This window comes from Enterobacter sp. MGH 4, assembly GCF_000534735.1.
GTDB lineage: Bacteria > Pseudomonadota > Gammaproteobacteria > Enterobacterales > Enterobacteriaceae > Enterobacter > Enterobacter intestinihominis.
In genome coordinates, this window is the sequence record NZ_KI973289.1 from 1,592,777 (window position 1) to 1,608,251 (window position 15,475).

16 protein-coding genes are annotated in these 15,475 nt (G+C 54.5%); 12 read left to right on the plus strand and 4 right to left on the minus strand.

Features of this window, described 5'->3' with window-relative positions; genetic code table 11:
• The first annotated feature begins 20 nt into the window (after positions 1-20).
• From rluE to purB, 5 genes are read left to right on the plus strand one after another with little or no spacing between them, the layout of a single operon-like run.
• Positions 21-683 carry a 23S rRNA pseudouridine(2457) synthase RluE gene (rluE, locus tag L350_RS14825; RefSeq protein WP_022650805.1) on the plus strand — a complete coding sequence of 221 codons (663 nt, stop codon included), beginning with the start codon at positions 21-23 and terminating at the stop codon, positions 681-683.
• The gene (locus tag L350_RS14820) at positions 683-1,156 is read left to right on the plus strand and encodes an NUDIX hydrolase (RefSeq protein ID WP_032624461.1); all 474 of its coding nucleotides are present in this window, start codon (positions 683-685) and stop codon (positions 1,154-1,156) included. Before rluE ends, L350_RS14820 begins: the two co-directional genes overlap by 1 nt.
• 40 nt (positions 1,157-1,196) lie before the next feature.
• On the plus strand, positions 1,197-2,309 hold the full coding sequence (gene mnmA, locus L350_RS14815) for a tRNA 2-thiouridine(34) synthase MnmA (RefSeq protein WP_032624462.1): 1,113 nt from the start codon (positions 1,197-1,199) through the stop codon (positions 2,307-2,309).
• Positions 2,310-2,336: 27 nt separating this feature from the next.
• A complete protein-coding gene (hflD, locus tag L350_RS14810) occupies positions 2,337-2,966 on the plus strand; it encodes a high frequency lysogenization protein HflD (protein ID WP_006809213.1) in 630 nt (209 codons plus the stop codon).
• Positions 2,967-2,985: 19 nt separating this feature from the next.
• Complete coding sequence (gene purB / locus L350_RS14805) at positions 2,986-4,356, plus strand: adenylosuccinate lyase (protein WP_023299813.1); 1,371 nt, start codon at positions 2,986-2,988, stop codon at positions 4,354-4,356.
• An 84-nt stretch (positions 4,357-4,440) separates the two neighbouring features.
• Here the strand turns inward: purB and L350_RS14800 are convergent, their stop codons facing one another.
• Positions 4,441-4,833 carry a hypothetical protein gene (locus L350_RS14800; RefSeq protein ID WP_022647769.1) on the minus strand — a complete coding sequence of 131 codons (393 nt, stop codon included), beginning with the start codon at positions 4,831-4,833 and terminating at the stop codon, positions 4,441-4,443.
• Between the two features lie 475 nt (positions 4,834-5,308).
• Here L350_RS14800 and phoP point away from each other — a divergent pair, with 475 nt between their 5' ends.
• The 3 genes from phoP (at position 5,309) to L350_RS14785 (ending at position 8,657) form a co-directional block, all read left to right on the plus strand.
• On the plus strand, positions 5,309-5,980 hold the full coding sequence (phoP, locus tag L350_RS14795) for a two-component system response regulator PhoP (protein WP_026094318.1): 672 nt from the start codon (positions 5,309-5,311) through the stop codon (positions 5,978-5,980).
• On the plus strand, positions 5,981-7,444 hold the full coding sequence (gene phoQ / locus L350_RS14790; RefSeq protein WP_022647768.1) for a two-component system sensor histidine kinase PhoQ: 1,464 nt from the start codon (positions 5,981-5,983) through the stop codon (positions 7,442-7,444).
• A 91-nt stretch (positions 7,445-7,535) separates the two neighbouring features.
• Entirely contained in the window at positions 7,536-8,657 is a 1,122-nt protein-coding gene (locus tag L350_RS14785) for a ribosomal protein uL16 3-hydroxylase (RefSeq protein WP_022647767.1), read from the plus strand.
• A 92-nt stretch (positions 8,658-8,749) separates the two neighbouring features.
• On the opposite strand, the gene L350_RS14780 is transcribed toward L350_RS14785, so the two are convergent.
• The gene (locus tag L350_RS14780; RefSeq protein ID WP_023299811.1) at positions 8,750-9,241 is read right to left on the minus strand and encodes an REP-associated tyrosine transposase; all 492 of its coding nucleotides are present in this window, start codon (positions 9,239-9,241) and stop codon (positions 8,750-8,752) included.
• A gap of 97 nt (positions 9,242-9,338) precedes the next feature.
• Positions 9,339-10,562 (minus strand): peptidase T, encoded by a 1,224-nt coding sequence (pepT, locus tag L350_RS14775; protein ID WP_032624465.1) that lies wholly within the window; start codon positions 10,560-10,562, stop codon positions 9,339-9,341.
• A gap of 237 nt (positions 10,563-10,799) precedes the next feature.
• On the opposite strand from pepT, the gene potA reads away from it, so the two are divergent.
• Genes potA through potD form a run of 4 tightly spaced genes read left to right on the plus strand, consistent with a single transcriptional unit; the run spans position 10,800 to position 14,608 of the window.
• Positions 10,800-11,948 carry a spermidine/putrescine ABC transporter ATP-binding protein PotA gene (gene potA / locus L350_RS14770; RefSeq protein WP_163385517.1) on the plus strand — a complete coding sequence of 383 codons (1,149 nt, stop codon included), beginning with the start codon at positions 10,800-10,802 and terminating at the stop codon, positions 11,946-11,948.
• On the plus strand, positions 11,932-12,789 hold the full coding sequence (potB, locus tag L350_RS14765; RefSeq protein WP_032624467.1) for a spermidine/putrescine ABC transporter permease PotB: 858 nt from the start codon (positions 11,932-11,934) through the stop codon (positions 12,787-12,789). Before potA ends, potB begins: the two co-directional genes overlap by 17 nt.
• The gene (gene potC, locus L350_RS14760; RefSeq protein WP_015570805.1) at positions 12,786-13,577 is read left to right on the plus strand and encodes a spermidine/putrescine ABC transporter permease PotC; all 792 of its coding nucleotides are present in this window, start codon (positions 12,786-12,788) and stop codon (positions 13,575-13,577) included. Before potB ends, potC begins: the two co-directional genes overlap by 4 nt.
• Positions 13,574-14,608 carry a spermidine/putrescine ABC transporter substrate-binding protein PotD gene (gene potD, locus L350_RS14755; protein WP_032624468.1) on the plus strand — a complete coding sequence of 345 codons (1,035 nt, stop codon included), beginning with the start codon at positions 13,574-13,576 and terminating at the stop codon, positions 14,606-14,608. The genes potC and potD overlap by 4 nt, the downstream gene beginning before the upstream one ends.
• A gap of 34 nt (positions 14,609-14,642) precedes the next feature.
• Here the strand turns inward: potD and cobB are convergent, their stop codons facing one another.
• Positions 14,643-15,464, minus strand: a complete 822-nt coding sequence (gene cobB, locus L350_RS14750; protein WP_022647760.1) for a Sir2 family NAD+-dependent deacetylase — start codon at positions 15,462-15,464, stop codon at positions 14,643-14,645.
• Between the last annotated feature and the right edge of the window lie 11 nt (positions 15,465-15,475).

Sequence of the window (15,475 nt, forward strand, 5' to 3'; positions counted from 1 at the left end):
GTCTTCGTTATTAGGCTATAATGCGGCAATTGATAACGCCTGAAAATACCATGACGAAAACTTCTTTTAGAAAACACCGGGTTGAGCGATTCAGCTCACGACAAGCCACCAGAAGAACGCCAGAACCCCAGCCAACGCGGGTCATACTGTTCAATAAACCCTACGATGTATTGCCGCAGTTTACCGACGAGGCCGGGCGCAGCACGCTGAAGGATTTTATCCCCGTTCAGGGGGTCTACGCGGCCGGGCGTCTGGATCGCGACAGCGAGGGGTTGCTGGTGCTTACCAATGACGGCGTGCTCCAGGCCAGGCTTACTCAGCCGGGCAAACGTACCGGAAAAATTTACTATGTGCAGGTTGAAGGCGAGCCGGACGACGCGTCGCTGGCAAAGCTGCGCAACGGCGTAACGCTGAACGATGGTCCTACCCTGCCAGCTGGTATTGAGCGCGTGAATGAACCCGAGTGGCTGTGGCCGCGCAACCCGCCGATTCGTGAGCGCAAATCGATTCCCACCAGCTGGCTTAAAATCACCCTTTATGAAGGCCGCAACCGACAGGTCAGGCGCATGACTGCGCATGTGGGCTTCCCTACCCTGCGACTCATTCGCTACGCCATGGGCAGCTACACGCTGGACTCGCTGGCTAACGGGGAATGGCGGGATGTTACCCCTAAGGAGAACTGATGTTTAAACCCCATGTTACGGTCGCCTGCGTGGTCCACGCGCAGGGGAAATTCCTGGTGGTGGAAGAGACCATCAACGGCAAAGCGCTTTGGAATCAGCCAGCCGGGCATCTTGAAGCCAACGAAACCTTATTGCAGGCAGCGAAACGCGAGCTCTGGGAAGAGACGGGTATCCGCGCCGAACCGCAGCACTTTATCCGTATGCATCAGTGGATAGCGCCTGACCAGACACCTTTCCTGCGCTTTTTATTCGCCGTTGAGCTTAACGAAACGTGCGCCACTGAACCGCACGACGACGATATCGATCGCTGCCTGTGGGTGACCGCAGACGAGATCCTGAGCGCGCCAAACCTGCGCTCGCCGCTGGTTGCGGAAAGCATCCGCTGCTGGCAGTCTGCGGCGCGCCTGCCGCTGGATGTCATTGCAGAATTTAACTGGCCGTTTACAGAGGGTGTCAATGGTGGGGGGGCGTGATAGAATACGCCGCCTTGAAGTTCAATGTCGTGAGTATTCCATGTCAGATAACAGCCAGAAAAAAGTGATCGTCGGCATGTCCGGCGGTGTCGATTCCTCCGTTTCCGCCTACCTGTTGCAGCAACAGGGCTATAAGGTGGAGGGCCTGTTCATGAAGAACTGGGAGGAAGACGATGGCGAGGAATACTGCACTGCCGCTGCGGATCTCGCCGATGCGCAGGCCGTGTGCGATAAGCTCGGCATCGAACTGCACACCGTTAACTTTGCCGCAGAATACTGGGACAACGTTTTTGAACTTTTCCTCGAAGAGTACAAAGCGGGCCGCACGCCAAACCCGGATATCCTGTGTAACAAAGAGATCAAATTCAAAGCCTTCCTGGAATTCGCCGCGGAAGATCTGGGCGCAGACTACATTGCGACCGGCCACTACGTGCGTCGCGCGGATGTGTATGGTAAAAGCCAGCTGCTGCGCGGTCTGGATGGCAATAAAGATCAGAGCTACTTCCTCTACACGCTGAGCCATGAACAGATTGCCCAAAGTCTGTTCCCGGTCGGCGAGCTGGAAAAGCCGGAAGTGCGTAAGATTGCTGAAGATTTGGATCTGATCACCGCGAAGAAAAAAGACTCCACCGGTATCTGTTTTATCGGCGAGCGTAAATTCCGCGAGTTCCTGGGGCGCTACCTGCCTGCACAGCCGGGCAAAATCGTCACCGTTGACGGTGATGAGATTGGTCAGCACCAGGGGCTGATGTACCACACTCTCGGCCAGCGTAAAGGTCTGGGTATCGGCGGCACCAAAGAGGGCAGCGAAGATCCGTGGTACGTGGTCGACAAAGATGTCGAAAACAATATTCTGGTGGTGGCTCAGGGTCACGACCATCCGCGCCTGATGTCCGTTGGACTTATCGCGCAACAGCTGCACTGGGTCGATCGCGAGCCGCTGAAAGGCACGCTGCGCTGCACCGTGAAAACGCGCTACCGCCAGACGGACATCCCTTGCACCGTCACCGCACTGGATGACGATCGCATTGACGTGCGTTTCGACGAACCGGTTTCCGCCGTTACCCCTGGCCAGTCAGCTGTTTTCTACAGCGGCGAAATTTGCCTCGGCGGTGGGATCATTGAACAGCGCCTGCCGCTGCCTGCTGTTTAAACCGTTTGCACACATAAAGGAGACCGTGTGGCGAAGAACTATTACGACATCACCCTGGCGCTGGCGGGAATTTGCCAGTCAGCCCGTCTGGTGCAACAGCTGGCGCATCAGGGTCATTGCGACGCTGATGCCCTGCACGTTTCACTCAACAGCGTTATCGATCTTAACCCAGGCTCCACGCTGGGCGTCTTTGGCGGCAGTGAAACCAATCTTCGTCTCGGTCTTGAAACCCTGCTCGGCGTGCTCAACGCCAGCAACCGTCAGGGGTTGAACGCGGAACTGACACGCTACACCTTAAGCCTGATGGTGCTGGAACGTAAGCTGAACGCGGCGAAAGGCGCAATGAATACCCTGGGCGATCGCATCGCCGGGCTACAGCGCCAGCTCGACCACTTTGATCTCCAGTCTGAGACCCTGCTGAGCGCGATGGCCGGTATCTACGTCGACGTAATTAGCCCGCTCGGCCCGCGTATTCAGGTCACCGGTTCGCCTGCCGTATTGCAAAGCCCACAGGTACAGGCGAAGGTACGCGCTTCGCTGCTGGCAGGCATCCGTGCCGCCGTGCTGTGGCAACAGGTCGGCGGTGGCCGCCTACAGCTCATGTTTTCTCGTCATCGCCTGACGACTCAGGCAAAACAAATTCTTGCTCATTGTTAACCTCCCGGAGTTGCGAATTATGGAATTATCCTCACTGACCGCCGTATCCCCTGTCGATGGACGCTACGGCGATAAAGTCAGCGCGCTGCGCGGGATCTTCAGCGAATATGGCCTGCTGAAGTTCCGTGTTCAGGTTGAAGTGCGCTGGCTGCAAAAGCTGGCCGCCCAGACAGCAATCAAGGAAGTTCCTGCTTTTGACGCAAAGGCAAACGATTACCTTGATAAAATCGTTGCTGAGTTCAGCGAAGAAGATGCCGCGCGTATTAAAACCATCGAACGCACCACCAACCACGACGTGAAAGCGGTTGAATACTTCCTGAAAGAGAAAGTGGCAAGCGTCCCTGCCCTGCTCGCGGTATCTGAATTTATTCACTTCGCCTGTACCTCTGAAGATATTAACAACCTGTCTCACGCGCTGATGCTCTCTACCGCACGCAAAGAGGTGGTACTCCCTTACTGGCGTAAAATCATCGATGCGGTGAAAGCGCTGTCCGTGGAGTACCGCGATATTCCGCTGTTGTCCCGTACTCATGGCCAGCCAGCAACCCCATCCACCATGGGTAAAGAGATGGCGAACGTGGCGTACCGCATGGAACGCCAGTATCGTCAGCTGGAGCAGGTTGAGATCCTCGGCAAAATCAACGGCGCGGTGGGTAACTACAACGCCCACATTGCGGCGTACCCGGAAGTGGACTGGCACCAGTTCAGTGAAGAGTTCGTGACGTCTCTGGGGATCCAGTGGAACCCGTACACCACCCAGATTGAGCCGCACGACTACATCGCCGAGCTGTTTGACTGCATTGCGCGTTTCAACACCATCCTGATCGACTTCGATCGTGACGTCTGGGGCTACATCGCCCTGAACCACTTCAAGCAGAAGACCATCGCCGGGGAAATCGGTTCGTCCACCATGCCGCACAAAGTGAACCCAATCGACTTCGAAAACTCCGAAGGTAACCTGGGCCTGGCGAATGCCGTGTTGCAGCATATGGCGAGTAAGCTGCCGGTCTCCCGCTGGCAGCGCGACCTGACTGACTCCACGGTGCTGCGTAACCTGGGCGTGGGTATTGGCTACGCGCTGATCGCCTACCAGTCCACCCTGAAGGGTGTGAGCAAGCTGGAGGTGAACCGCGACCGTCTGCTGGACGAGCTGGATCACAACTGGGAAGTGCTGGCGGAGCCGATTCAGACGGTGATGCGTCGTTATGGCATCGAAAAACCGTACGAGAAACTCAAAGAGCTGACCCGCGGTAAACGCGTTGATGCTGAGGGTATGAAACAGTTTATCGATGGTCTGGCGCTGCCCGAAGAAGAAAAAGCGCGCCTGAAAGAGATGACCCCGGCAAACTATATTGGCCGCGCCATTACTATGGTTGACGAGCTGAAGTAATCACCCTCCCCCTTTCCATCCGGAAAGGGGGCTGCTTATCATCATCGTGTCGACGTTCACACCCCGTTACAGGCTCTGCCGGGATTACAACCTGTTGTCAGGCTGGTTGTTATTTTTCGCCGTGGAATAACTTTCCGGAATATATCGTTTTAAGCCGAACGGGCACAGCCTGAACTGGCACGGGGTCTCAACCGTGCATGGCCGATCCATCTCCTGCCGGTTACCTGGACACGCGTTTTTCTGTTTGAACCCCATCCAGCCAATTGATGTATAGGGCATTGCCTGCGCTATCCATACCCTACGCCGCCGATCGTTAATCAGGATACCCTGGTTTGAGGTGGTGATGATTTCACCGGCACGAACGTAATAATCCCCTTTTAGCCAAAGGATATAATTCAGGCCATATTGTGTTTCAACTTTGCAAAAGATGGTTCCACTTTCCGGGCTCGCAATAGTCTCAACAACCTTCCATTCCATAGAATCCTCTTTACTCGCTATATTGCTGTTTTGTTGTGTAAAAATGCTGATTTTCTGGCACATCTTATGCAAATCTAATTTCGCACCATAAAATAAGCGTAGACAAAGACAGGCATAGTGAGAACATCCTTACAAAAAAAAGGGCAATCTTTACAAAACTGGCGTGCCCGTTCTGTCAAAAAAGCGACTCGCCTTCAACCGTTCATAAACGGATGGATGTTTTATCCGGATTGCGAAAGCGTGCGAAAACAAGTCAGTTTATATTACCCGCGCCTTCTGGGGGCGTATGAGGCTTATGTGAGGTGGGTGGGCGATATGAAACAGGATCAGGTCAACATACTTAATAATCAGATGCCTGGGGTATTACCACCTGTCTTCAGAAGCATGAAAAAAATCATTTAATTTCATAACGCTGGTGTCAACCTGGATAATCAGCGTTAAACTATTCATACCATTTATAAAGGGAGAAATGATGATGCGCGTACTGGTTGTTGAGGATAACGCATTGCTACGTCATCACCTGAAAGTTCAACTTCAGGAGATGGGTCATCAGGTGGACGATGCTGAAGACGCAAAAGAGGCCGATTATTATCTCAATGAACACCTGCCGGACATCGCCATTGTCGATTTAGGGCTGCCGGATGAAGACGGATTATCTCTTATCCGCCGCTGGCGTAGCCATGACGTTTCCCTGCCGGTACTGGTGCTGACTGCTCGCGAAGGCTGGCAGGACAAGGTTGAAGTGTTGAGCGCAGGCGCAGATGACTACGTGACCAAACCCTTCCATATTGAAGAAGTCGCCGCGCGTATGCAGGCGCTGCTGCGCCGCAACAGCGGGCTGGCGTCACAGGTGATCTCTCTGCCGCCGTTCCAGGTGGATCTCTCCCGCCGCGAATTTTCAATAAATGATGAAGTAATCAAGCTGACCGCATTCGAATACACCATCATGGAAACGCTGATCCGTAACAACGGTAAAGTGGTGAGCAAAGATTCCCTGATGCTTCAGCTTTATCCGGATGCCGAACTGCGCGAAAGCCACACCATTGACGTGCTGATGGGCCGCCTGCGCAAAAAAATTCAGGCACAGTACCCGCACGACGTGATTACCACCGTGCGTGGTCAGGGCTACCTGTTCGAATTACGCTAAATGAAAGGGATTTTGCGCCACATTTTACCCCTTTCACTGCGGGTTCGCTTTCTGCTGGCAACCGCCGCCGTCGTGCTCGTGCTGTCCCTCTCTTACGGAATGGTGGCGTTGGTCGGGTACAGCGTAAGCTTCGATAAAACCACCTTCCGCCTGCTTCGCGGCGAAAGTAATCTGTTCTATACCCTGGCGAAATGGGAGAACAACCAAATCACCGTCGAGATGCCGGAAAACCTGAACCAGCAGAGCCCAACGCTGGCACTCATTTACGATGAAAAAGGAAAATTGCTGTGGGCGCAGCGCGACGTCCCCTGGCTGAAAAAGCGCATCCGTCCGGAATGGCTTAAAACCAATGGTTTTCACGAAATAGAAGCCGACCTCAACTCTACCAGCATCCTGCTGCGTGACGATCGGGCGTTACAGAACAAGCTCAATGAGATCCGCGCTGAAGATGACGACACGGAGATGACCCACTCGGTGGCCATCAACCTGTATCCCGCCACTCTGAACATGCCGCAGCTGACCATTGTAGTGATCGATACGATACCGGTTGAGCTAAAACGTTCGTATATGGTCTGGAATTGGTTCGTGTACGTTCTGGCTGCCAACCTGCTGCTGGTGATCCCTCTCCTGTGGGTTGCTGCGTGGTGGAGCCTCCGCCCGATTGAATCCCTTGCCAAAGAGGTGCGCGAGCTGGAGGAACATCACCGCGAGAAGCTTAACCCTGAAACTACGCGCGAACTGACCAGCCTGGTGCGCAACCTCAACCGCCTGCTGAAAAGCGAACGTGAACGTTACGACAAGTATCGCACGACGCTCACCGATCTTACGCACAGCCTGAAAACCCCGCTGGCAGTGATGCAAAGTACACTGCGTTCAATGCGCAGTTCGAAAATGAGCGTGGATGACGCCGAGCCGGTAATGCTGGAGCAAATCAGCCGTATTTCACAGCAGATTGGTTATTACCTGCACCGCGCGAGCATGCGTTCCGGAAGCGCCTTATTGAGCCGTGAACTGCACCCGGTAGCCCCGCTGCTGGATAACCTCACCTCTGCGCTGAACAAGGTTTACCAGCGTAAAGGGGTAAACATCAGTCTGGATATCTCACCGGAAATAAGCTTTGTTGGCGAGAAGAATGACTTTATGGAAGTGATGGGAAATCTGCTCGATAACGCCTGCAAATATTGTCTGGAGTTTGTCGAGGTGTCCGCGCGCGTAACGGATAACGAACTGCATATTATCGTTGAGGATGATGGTCCTGGCATTCCCCATAATAAACGCGAAGTGGTATTCGATCGCGGTCAGCGCGCCGATACGCTGCGCCCGGGCCAGGGTGTCGGATTATCCGTCGCCCGGGAAATTGTCGATCAGTACGAGGGCAAGATTGAAACCGGCGAAAGTCTGCTGGGCGGTGCCCGTATGGAAGTCATTTTTGGCCGCCAACAGCCCGTATTGAACGATAGTTAACCCGAAATGTGAAAAATACGCGGATCTCGCAGCCAGGGGTCGGTGCTTCCGTTATAATCCGTCTCAGTAAGAGCCTGCGGAATACAAAAATATGGATTATCAATTAACGCTTAACTGGCCCGAATTTATTGAACGTTACTGGCAAAAACGCCCGGTCGTTCTTAAACGCGGGATCAGCAATTTTATCGACCCTATTTCTCCTGACGAACTCGCTGGTCTGGCGATGGAAAACGAGGTAGACAGCCGTCTGGTGAGCCATCAGGACGGGAAATGGCAGGTAAGCCACGGTCCCTTTGAAAGCTACGATCACCTGGGCGAAAGCAACTGGTCTTTACTGGTGCAGGCGGTCAACAACTGGCACGAACCCACCGCAGCCTTGATGCGTCCCTTCCGCGCCCTCCCAGACTGGCGAATGGACGATCTGATGATCTCCTTCTCTGTTCCCGGTGGCGGCGTGGGTCCGCATCTTGATCAGTACGACGTGTTTATCATTCAGGGTACCGGTCGCCGTCGCTGGCGAGTGGGCGAAAAAGTGCCAATGAAGCAGCACTGCCCGCACCCGGATCTGCTTCAGGTTGATCCGTTTGAAGGGATCATTGATGAAGAGCTGGAGCCAGGCGACATTCTGTATATCCCGCCAGGCTTCCCGCATGAAGGTTATTCCCTGGAAAACTCGCTAAACTATTCGGTTGGTTTCCGCGCGCCAAGCGGCCGCGAGATGATCAGCGGATTCGCTGACTATGTTTTACAGCGCGAGCTGGGCAGCCATCGTTACAGCGATCCGGATGTTCCGGCGCGTGAGCACCCGGCCGATATTCTGCCAGAGGAGCTGGATAAGCTGCGCGGTATGATGCTGGATCTGATCAACGAACCGGAGCACTTCAGACAGTGGTTTGGCGAGTTTATCAGCCAGTCGCGTCACGAACTGGACGTCGCACCGCCAGAGCCGCCGTATCAGGCAGATGAAATTTATGATGCCCTCCAGCAGGGCGATAAGCTGGTTCGTCTGGGCGGATTACGTGTATTGCGCATTGGCGAAGAGGTATTCGTCAACGGCGAGCGCCTGGACTCTCCACACCGTCCGGCACTGGAAGCGATTGCCAGCCATATGGTGCTGTCTGCGGATACCTTTGGCGACGCGCTGGACGATCCCTCCTTCCTCGCCATGCTGGCCGCGCTGGTTAACAGCGGGTACTGGTTTTTTGAGGACTGAGTCATGATGTTTGCCGGGTGGCGGCTACGCCTTACCCGGCCTACAAAAGCCGTTCCCGTAGGCCCGGTAAGCGATGCGCCACCGGGCTTTTTTTACTTCCGCTCCCCCGCCGCAAAATCCTCAATCTCCCCCGCCCAGTCTGCCGGATATAACCCCTCCCGCACGTCCCGATGAAACGTTGAATAGGGCCAGTCGACGACTTTCCCGACATAGCCATGCTTCAGCGGATTGATGTAGACGTAATCCATATGCCGCCGGTAATCCTGTTCATTGCGAATAGTGTGCTCCCAGAAACGCGGTTGCCAGACGTGGCGCATCTCAATGTTGCGGCTAAACATTTTTTTGATGTCGCGCCAGCGCGACGAAAAGTCACTGTCCCCTTCCGGTAAGGTCCAGATACAGTGCATATGTTCAGGCAGGATAACCCAGGCGTTAATGGTGAAGGGCTTCGCATGCTTAACCGTGGCGGTAGCGGAACGCAGGCTGTCGATGTGGCGGGTAAGTAAATCGCTCTGACGGTTTTGCAGATTGACGGTGAAAAACCAGGTCCCACCGGGGATGTAGTGGCGGCGGTAGTTTGACATTGGCACTCCTTGCCCATTGCCCGGTGGCGCTTCGCTTACCGGGCCTACGATCGAAATGTAGGCCGGGTAAGGCGTAGCCGCCACCCGGCATGAAACATTACCGCTTCGCGGTTAACTCTGCTATCCGCACAATCACCTGCACCGCTTTTTCCATCCCTTCCAGCGTCACGAACTCATGCTTGCCGTGGTAGTTATATCCACCGGTAAACAGGTTCGGGCACGGCAGGCCCATAAATGACAGCTGCGAACCATCGGTTCCACCACGGATCGGTTTCATCACCGGCTCGATATCACAATCGCGCATCGCCTGCTGGGCGATATCAAGAATGTGCGGATGCTCCATCACCTTCTCGCGCATATTGTAATAGCTGTCTTCGATGATGAGCTCAATATAGCAATCCGGGTGCAGCCCCTTGCCGACCTTTTTCGCGATCTCCATCATCTTACGCTTGCGCGCTTCAAAGGCTTTGCGGTCAAAATCGCGGACGATATAGTGCATCTGCGCGCTGTCCACGTTCCCCTTGATGCTGGTCAGATGATAAAAACCCTCATACCCTTCCGTCATCTCCGGGCTCTCTTCGGCAGGAACTTCCGCATGAATACGCGCAGCCAGCGACAGCGCATTCACCATCACCCCTTTCGCAGAGCCCGGGTGCACGTTATTCCCGACGATTTTGATCGTCACCGATGCCGCGTTAAAGTTTTCATACTCAAGTTCACCCACGCCGCCACCGTCGACGGTGTAGGCCCACTGAGCGTTAAACGCCTCAACGTCAAAATGTTTCGCGCCTTTTCCTACCTCTTCATCCGGCGTGAAGGCCACGCGGATATCGCCATGTGGGATATTTTTGCCCTTCAGCACCGCCAGCGCCGTCATGATCTCGGCGATACCCGCTTTGTCATCGGCCCCCAGCAAGGTTTTGCCGTCGGTGGTGATTAACGTCTGCCCCAGCAGCTGATGCAGTACCGGGAACATCACCGGCGACAGCACTTCGTCGCCAATGCCCAGCGCAATATCTCCGCCGCGGTAGTTTTCAACAATCTGCGGATTAACGTGTTTACCGCTAAAATCAGGTGAGGTATCGACATGAGAAATAAAGCCAATCGCCGGGATATCTCCCTCAACGTTGGCCGGCAGCGTTCCCATCACGGTCCCCTTTTCACTGAGCGTGACATCAACCAGCCCCATGGCCTCCAGCTGCTCTTTCAGCAGATTTAGCAGCTTCCACTGGCCTTCGGTGCTTGGCACCTGTCGGACCCCCGGCTTAGATTGGGTATCCAGCGAAACGTAATGTAAGAAACGCTCAAGTAGTTTATCCATGCAGTCACCCTCACTTTTTGTGACAACATTATCATTAAGCAGCAAAACGCAAATATTGCGTCAGGTCACTTTTATCCCGCAAACGAGAACTTTTTACGTTTATATCGTTCTGCGTTAATAAATGTAGCTTATGAATAAGTGAGAAGGATTGGCGATTCAATGGGTTTGCCGTAGAATGTCCGCCCTCATTACGAGTCACCAAGGTGGTTACACACAAACCCCGCTTCAGTCTGCTGCTTGAGGCGTCTATATGGGACAGCGCGAAAATTGAATACACAACCCCGTTCCCTTTCACCGCTGGTGCAACTGGAACGAATTCGTAAAAGTTTCGATGGCAAAGATGTCATTTCCGATCTTAATCTGACCATCAATGACGGTGAGTTTCTCACGCTGCTTGGCCCCTCCGGCTGCGGCAAAACCACCGTCCTGCGCCTTATTGCCGGGCTGGAAAGCGTCGATAACGGCCATATCCATCTTGAGAACCAGGACATTACCCAGGTCCCTGCCGAAGATCGCCACGTCAATACCGTCTTTCAGAGCTATGCCCTGTTCCCGCACATGACCGTGTTTGAGAACGTGGCGTTTGGCCTGCGGATGCAAAAAACACCCGCCAGCGAGATCCCGCCGCGCGTTACCGAAGCCCTGCGCATGGTGCAGCTGGAGGCATTCGCCCAGCGCAAGCCGCATCAACTTTCTGGTGGTCAGCAGCAGCGTGTGGCTATTGCCCGCGCCGTGGTCAACAAACCACGCCTGCTCCTGCTGGATGAATCCCTCTCCGCGCTGGACTACAAGCTGCGCAAGCAGATGCAGAACGAGCTGAAAGCGCTTCAGCGTAAGCTCGGCATCACGTTCGTGTTTGTCACTCACGATCAGGAAGAAGCCCTGACTATGTCAGACCGTATCGTGGTGATGCGTGAGGGTAAGATTGAGCAGGACGGCACGCCGCGTGAAATTTACGAGGAGCCGAAAAACCTGTTCGTCGCCAGCTTCATTGGCGAAATCAATATTTTCAACGCCACGGTGATTGAGCGTCTGGACGAGCAGCGCGTGCGCGCCAACGTGGAAGGCCGCGAATGCAACATCACTGTGAACTTTGCCGTGGAAAAGGGACAAAGGCTCAACGTTCTGCTGCGCCCGGAAGATCTTCGCGTCGATGAGATCCACGACACGGCTGACGCCGAAGGTCTGATCGGTTACGTTCGCGAACGAAACTACAAAGGGATGACCCTCGAATCCGTTGTGGAACTGGAAAACGGCAAAATGGTGATGGTTAGTGAGTTCTTCAACGAGGACGATCCGGACTTCGACCACTCGCTGGATCAGAAGATGGTCATCAACTGGGTAGAAAGCTGGGAGGTTGTACTGGCTGATGAAGAACACAAGTAAGTTCCAGAATGTGGTGATTGCCACGATCGTCGGTTGGCTTGTGTTGTTTGTCTTTCTTCCCAACCTGATGATCATTGTAACCAGCTTCCTGACCCGCGACGACGCGAACTTCGTCGCGATGGTCTTTACGCTGGACAACTACGCACGCCTGCTCGATCCGCTCTACTTTGACGTGCTGCTGCACTCGCTCAATATGGCGCTGATTGCCACCGTTGCCTGTCTGGTGCTGGGGTATCCGTTCGCGTGGTTCCTGGCTCGCCTGCCGCAAAAAGTGCGTCCGCTGCTGCTGTTTTTACTGATTATGCCATTCTGGACCAACTCGTTAATCCGCATATATGGGCTGAAAATCTTCCTCAGCACCAAAGGTTATCTGAACGAGTTTCTGCTGTGGCTTGGGGTTATTGATACGCCGATCCGCATTATGTTCACTCCGAGCGCGGTGATCGTCGGCCTGGTCTATATCCTGCTGCCGTTTATGGTGATGCCGCTTTACTCAAGTATTGAAAAGCTTGATAAACCACTTCTGGAAGCCGCGAGAGACCTGGGGGCCAGCAAGCTGCAAACCTTTATCCGCATCATTATCCCGCTGACCATGCCGGGCATTATTGCCGGATGTCTGCTGGTCATGTTGCCTGCGATGGGCCTGTTCTACGTGTCGGACCTGATGGGCGGGGCGAAAAACCTGCTGATCGGCAACGTGATCAAGAGCCAGTTCCTGAACATCCGCGACTGGCCGTTCGGCTCGGCCACCAGCATTACGCTGACGGTGGTAATGGGGCTGATGCTGCTGGTTTACTGGCGTGCCTCACGCCTGCTGAATAAGAAGGTGGAGCTGGAATGATCGGTCGACTGCTTCGCGGCGGTTTTATGACCGCCATTTATGCGTATCTTTATATTCCGATAATCATTTTGATCGTGAACTCCTTTAACAGTTCACGCTTCGGGATCAACTGGCAAGGGTTTACCACCAAATGGTATGGCCTGCTGATGAACAATGACAGCCTGCTACAGGCCGCTCAGCACTCGCTGACGATGGCGGTATTCTCTGCCACCTTCGCGACGCTGATTGGCTCGCTGACCGCCGTGGCGCTGTACCGCTACCGTTTTCGCGGTAAGCCGTTCGTCAGCGGTATGCTGTTTGTGGTGATGATGTCCCCGGACATCGTGATGGCCATTTCACTGCTGGTGCTGTTTATGCTGCTGGGCGTCCAGCTCGGTTTCTGGTCGCTGCTGTTTTCGCATATCACCTTCTGCCTGCCGTTTGTGGTGGTAACCGTCTACGCGCGACTGAAAGGATTCGACGTACGCATGCTGGAAGCGGCGAAAGATCTGGGTGCCAGCGAGATGACCATTTTGCGCAAAATCATCCTGCCGCTGGCGATGCCTGCCGTGGCAGCCGGATGGCTGCTCAGCTTTACCCTGTCGATGGACGACGTGGTCGTGTCCTCCTTCGTCACCGGGCCGAGCTACGAAATTCTGCCGTTGAAGATCTACTCAATGGTGAAAGTCGGTGTTTCACCCGAAGTGAACGCGCTGGCGACTATTCTGTTGGTGTTATCGCTGGTTCTGGTGATTGCCAGCCAGGTTATTGCTCGTGATAAAACAAAATCTCAGGGGACACAGAAATGAAAAAAATACTTGCCGCTGCGGCACTGGTGCTCGGAATGGGTGCCGCGCATGCTGATGACAGCAAAACGCTCTATTTCTACAACTGGACCGAGTATGTGCCGCCGGGCCTGCTGGAGCAGTTCACCAAAGAGACGGGCATCAAGGTGATCTATTCGACCTACGAGTCGAATGAAACCATGTACGCCAAGCTCAAAACCTATAAAGATGGCGCGTATGACCTGGTGGTGCCGTCGACCTATTTCGTCGACAAGATGCGCAAAGAAGGCATGATCCAGAAGATCGATAAAACGAAGCTAACCAATTTTTCAAACCTCGATCCTGAGATGCTAAACAAGCCATTCGACCCGAACAACGATTATTCCATTCCGTACATCTGGGGCGCGACGGCAATTGGCGTCAACAGCGATGCCGTTGATCCAAAAACGGTTTCATCCTGGGCTGATCTGTGGAAGCCGGAATACAAAAGCAGCCTGCTGTTAACCGATGATGCGCGCGAAGTGTTCCAGATTGCGCTGCGTAAACTCGGCTACTCCGGCAACACCACCGATCCGAAAGAGATCGAAGCGGCGTATAACGAACTGAAAAAGCTGATGCCAAACGTGGCGGCGTTCAACTCGGATAACCCGGCTAACCCGTATATGGAAGGTGAAGTGAATCTGGGGATGGTCTGGAACGGCTCTGCGTTTGTGGCGCGTCAGGCCGGTACGCCGCTGGAGGTGGTCTGGCCGAAAGAGGGCGGCATCTTCTGGATGGACAGCCTCGCGATCCCGGCTAATGCGAAAAACGTCGATGGCGCCCTGAAGCTGATTAACTTCCTGCTGCGCCCGGATGTGGCAAAACAGGTGGCGGAAACTATTGGTTACCCGACACCAAACCTGGCCGCGCGGAAGCTGTTAAGTCCTGAAGTGGCGAATGATAAATCGCTTTATCCGGACGCTGAAACCATCAGCAAAGGGGAATGGCAGAACGACGTCGGTGACGCGAGCCGCCTGTATGAAGAGTATTATCAGAAGCTAAAAGCAGGCCGTTAATGCACAACGGGCGACGCAAGGTCGCCCGTTACCCTTACAGCCCCTTCAGGAGTTTATCCACAAAGGCTGGTACCACCTCGCTGGCCAGACCGTAATGCTTCTCTTCAAACTCACTCCCGACCTGGCTTGGCTCCAGATTAAGCTCCACCGTATGGGCACCTTGCAGTCGCGCTTCGTGAACAAACCCCGCCGCAGGATAGACATGTCCTGAGGTACCAATGGCGATAAAGACGTCCGCCATGGCCAGGGCGCTGTAGATCTCATCCATTCCCAGCGGCATTTCGCCAAACCAGACCACATGGGGACGCAGACGCGAAGGGAACTGACAGCAGTGGCAGCGGTCTTCGTCCAGCACGTCCTCTTTCCACTCCAGCACCTGCCCACTCCATGCGCACCGCACCTTGAGCAGTTCGCCGTGCATGTGAATGATGTTGTGGTTTCCGGCTCTTTCATGAAGATTGTCGATGTTTTGCGTCACCAGCAGAAAACGATCCCCCAGCGCCTCCTCAAGCTTTGCCAGCGCCAGGTGCGCCGCGTTTGGCGCAATCTCCGGCTGCTGAAGCTGGCGACGACGGGCGTTGTAAAACGCCTGAACCAGCGCCGGATCGCGGGCGAAACCTTCCGGCGTCGCCACATCTTCTACTCGGTGTTCTTCCCACAGCCCGTCCGCCGCGCGGAAGGTCTGAATACCGGATTCGGCGGAGATCCCCGCCCCGGTCAACACCACCACTCTGGGTTTATCCATCGCTTCTGGCATCATCCTGTCTCTGAAAAAGATCCGCTGACGCAGGCGTTCACGTAAGCGGCGTTTATTTTTGCGAAAACGGCTGAGTCGACCCTGGCGACGCGACAGCATAGTAACCTCGT